The sequence below is a fragment of the Actinoplanes sp. NPDC051633 genome, assembly GCF_040681735.1.
In the GTDB taxonomy this organism is placed as follows: domain Bacteria; phylum Actinomycetota; class Actinomycetes; order Mycobacteriales; family Micromonosporaceae; genus Actinoplanes.
In genome coordinates this window covers 1-3,549 of record NZ_JBFAZH010000811.1, presented here as the reverse complement: position 1 = coordinate 3,549, position 3,549 = coordinate 1, and the positions used below count along the sequence as shown (strand labels likewise).

General features: G+C 71.4%; 6 protein-coding genes. All 6 read left to right on the top strand.

The window, feature by feature from the left end:
- Positions 1–431 (top strand): hypothetical protein (locus tag AB0M20_RS32500; RefSeq protein ID WP_364304158.1); only part of this gene is annotated, 431 nt, incomplete at its 5' end.
- Complete coding sequence (locus AB0M20_RS32495) at positions 428–1,417, top strand: TIM barrel protein (protein WP_364304157.1); 990 nt, start codon at positions 428–430, stop codon at positions 1,415–1,417. The genes AB0M20_RS32500 and AB0M20_RS32495, both read left to right, overlap by 4 nt.
- A 2-nt stretch (positions 1,418–1,419) precedes the next feature.
- On the top strand, positions 1,420–1,821 hold the full coding sequence (locus AB0M20_RS32490; RefSeq protein ID WP_364304156.1) for a DUF6379 domain-containing protein: 402 nt from the start codon (positions 1,420–1,422) through the stop codon (positions 1,819–1,821).
- Between the two features lies 1 nt (position 1,822).
- Positions 1,823–2,221 (top strand): DUF6379 domain-containing protein, encoded by a 399-nt coding sequence (locus AB0M20_RS32485; RefSeq protein ID WP_364304155.1) that lies wholly within the window; start codon positions 1,823–1,825, stop codon positions 2,219–2,221.
- Between the two features lie 13 nt (positions 2,222–2,234).
- A complete protein-coding gene (locus AB0M20_RS32480; RefSeq protein ID WP_364304154.1) occupies positions 2,235–3,254 on the top strand; it encodes a TIM barrel protein in 1,020 nt (339 codons plus the stop codon).
- A partial coding sequence (locus AB0M20_RS32475; RefSeq protein WP_364304153.1) for a hypothetical protein occupies positions 3,251–3,549 on the top strand: 299 nt, incomplete at its 3' end. The genes AB0M20_RS32480 and AB0M20_RS32475, both read left to right, overlap by 4 nt.

The window sequence follows — 3,549 nt, the reverse complement described above, 5'->3', positions numbered from 1 at the left end:
GCGACGTCGCCCGCCCGATCACCTCACCGGCCGGCTGCTCGGTCAAGTGGCGCGTCGAGCTGCTCTGGTGGCAGGGCTGCCCCACGCACGGGCAGGCCGCCGACATGCTGCGCGACGTGCTGGCCGATCTCGGCCGGGAGGAGGTGCACGTGGTCACCCGCGAGGTGGGTTCCCGCGCCGAGGCGCAGCGGCTCACCTTCCCCGGGTCGCCCACCTTCCACGTCGGCGGCCAGGACCTGTTCCCCGTCGACGCACCGCCGGCCCTGACCTGCCGCGTCTACACCCGGTCCGACGGCCGCATGTCGCCGCTGCCCGGCCCCGATCAGCTCGCCGCACGGCTGCGCGACGCGCTCGCCCGCCCCTGGGATCTGCCGCACTGGGTGGACCCCCGCAAGCCCCGAACCGGCCCGATGGAGACGAGGACCTCATGACCACCCCGCACCGCATCAAACGAGGCGTCAGCCTGTACTCCTTCCAGGAGGAGTACTTCCTGCGCACCATGTCGCTCGAGGACTGCATCCGGGTCGCCGGCGAGATCGGCGCCCTGGGCATCGAGATCATCCCGGAGCAGTCCATCCCGGGATACCCCCGGCTCACCGACGAGTTCGTCGACGACTGGTTCGCCTGGATGCGGCGGTACGGCACGACGCCGGTGGCCACCGATCTCTTCCTCGACACCAAGCGGCACCCCGACCGGTGGCTCACCCTGGAGGAGCAGGTCGCCTCCGTCCATCAGGACATCGACATCGCCGTACGCCTCGGCGCGTCGATCATCCGGGCGATCATCAACACCCCGCCCGAGGTGATGGAGGCGGCCGCCCCGTACGCCGAGGAGAAGGGCGTCCGGCTGCTGCTGGAGGTACACGCGCCGTTCCACTACGCACACCCGTGGATCCTGCAGCACCTCGAGGTCATGCACCGGACCGGCTCCCCCGCGCTGGGCCTGATGCCGGACATGGGCACCTACGTCAAACGCTTCCCGCGGGTGGTCACCGAGCGGGCGCTGCGCGACGGCGCCAAGCCCGAGCTGGTCGATCTCATCGTCAAGACCTACGACGACCACGGCGACGTGCACGCCCTGATGGACATCGTCAACTACCGCGGCGGCGGGCCCGTCGACTTCGGACTCGCCCGGCAGGCCTCGCACTACCTGTGGACCGAACCGAAGGAGATGCTCCCGCACATGGCCCTGATCGGGCACATCCAAGCGAAGTTCTACGAGATGACCGAGGACGGCGTCGAGTACTCCATCCCGTACGACGAGATCGTCCCGGTGCTCATCGACGGCGGCTACGACGGCTACCTCTCCAGCGAGTACGAGGGCAACCGCCACATCCAGGACGTCCACCCGGTGGACAGCGTCGAGCAGGTCCGCCGCCAGCACGCCATGTTCACCCGTCTGCTCGGAGAGGACTGAAGATGTTCGACAAGTACATCGTCTGCGAGGAGGGTCTCCGGCCCCGGCCGGACGGCCGGCCCGGCGGCGTCGTCGAGGTGCGGATGCCGTACTACCGCGGCCTGACCCTGTCCATGGTGGAGGCCGTCGACCTGACCCTCGACGGCGCGCCGATCCCGCCCGAGCGCACCACGTTCACGGTGCACGGCAACACCTACGGCTTCGACCGTCTGCCCCTGGTCACCGATGACCGCTGGGAGATGGGCGAACGGGCCGAGCTCACCTTCGAGACCGATCAGCCCCTCACCCCCGGAGAGCACGACGTCGCCGTCGCCGTCCGGTTGCGCGTGTCCTACATGCCGGTGCTCAGCGGTGGCCGCGACCGCAAGCGCCTGACGCTGGCCGGCACCGGCCGGGAGGGCTGAGATGGGCCCCCTCGACGACCAGGTGGTGCGGGCCGACTCGCTGACCGCCACCGACGGCGGTCTGGACATCGCCGTGTACTCGCACTGGTACCGGGCGTTGCCGCTGCCCTCCCTGGCGGTGGTCGAGTTGACCGTCGACGACGAGCGCATCGACACCGCCGCCCTGTCGGTCACGGTCAACGGCCACCGGTACGGATGGGCCGAGCTGGCCGGCCGGGGCGACGAGTTCTGGTTCACCACCGATCCGCTGGTGCTGCACACGCCCGTGGCGACCCGGGCCGGCCGGCAGCACCGGGTGCGGCTGCTGCTCGGCCTGTCCATCCCGTACATCCTGACCGGTCCGGCCCGGGTGCCGCTGGTGGCGCCCAGTGCCACCGACAAGACGCTGACCGCAGCCTGATGAGGAGCCTTCCGTGACCGACACCGCTCCGGGGCTGCCCCGCCTGGGCACCACCCTGTTCAGCTTGACGCTCGAGCAGCGCAAGCCGGGCCGTGACCTGCGCTCGCTGATCGGCGAGGTGGCCGCCCGCGACCTCGGACCCGGCCTGGAGATGGTCGCGTTCCAGAGCCTGCGCGGCTGGCCGCGCCTCGACGACGCGGCGGTGAAGGACGTCCGCGCGCTGATCGACGAGTCCGGCCTCACGCCGTCGTGCCTGGCGATCAACCTCGACCTGGGCCTGTACCCCGGCCGGCTGCTCAGCGACGACGAGGCCTACGAGTACGTCGCCGTGCAGCTGCGTGGCGCGGCGGCGCTGGGCTTCCCGGCCGTCCGCGTCGGCATCGAGTCCGGGCCGCCGATCCTGACCCGGCTGCTGCCGCTCGCCGAGCAGCTCGGCGTGAAGATCGGCGTGGAGATCCACGCTCCGCTGACCATCGACGCCCCGCCGGTGGCCGCGCTCAAGGAGCTGTTCACCCGCCTGGACACGCCGTGGCTGGGCTTCATCCCGGACTTCTCCGCCAGCATGCGCGCGGTGCCGGACGCCGTCGACGACGCCCACCGGGCCGCCGGCGTCGCGCCGGAACTGACCGCGCTGGCCAAGCAGGTGTGGGCCGAGCCCGGCCCGACGATGGCGAAGTTCCCCGAGCTCGAGCGCCGGGCCGCGCAGCTGGGCGCCACCGCGGCCCAGACCGGGAACCTGCGGATGATCTTCACCATGCACGGGCGGATGGACCCCGCCCGGTGGGCCGAGTTCTTCCCGCACGTGATCCACGTGCACGGCAAGTTCTACGGCGTCGTCGACGGCGAGGATCCGTCGATCGACTACCCGGCCGTGGTCCGGGTCCTGCGCGAGCAGAACTACACCGGCTTCATCTCCAGCGAGTACGAGGCGCACGCGTACAGCGATCGGCACAGCGCCTTCGACCAGATCCGCGCCCAGCAGGACATGCTCAAGGGCCTGCTCGAGGCGCCGGCGCCGGCGGTGACCGCGTGAGCACCGACCTCGTGAGCACCGGCCTCGTGAGCCCCACTGTGCTCATCGTCGGCAGCGGACCGACCGGAGCCACCTACGCCCGGCTCCTGCTCGAGCAGGTGCCCGCCGTCACCGTGCTCATGGTGGAGGCCGGGCCGGTGGTGTCCGCGCCGCCGGGCATGAACGTCAAGAACATCCCCGATCCGCGGCAGCAGGCGGCCGCCCGGCTGGCGTCACAGGGCCCGGCGACCGAGAGCGGCGTGTCCGGCATCCCCGGCGGTGTCGTCGTCGAGGGCACCGTGACCGCCCGGCAGGG

Excerpts from the sequence above, each read along its gene's own strand:
- AB0M20_RS32495 (WP_364304157.1), top strand. The coding sequence starts at position 428 with ATGACCACCCCGCACCGCATCAAACGAGGCGTCAGCCTGTACTCCTTC.
- AB0M20_RS32490 (WP_364304156.1), top strand. The coding sequence starts at position 1,420 with ATGTTCGACAAGTACATCGTCTGCGAGGAGGGTCTCCGGCCCCGGCCG.
- AB0M20_RS32485 (WP_364304155.1), top strand. The coding sequence starts at position 1,823 with ATGGGCCCCCTCGACGACCAGGTGGTGCGGGCCGACTCGCTGACCGCC.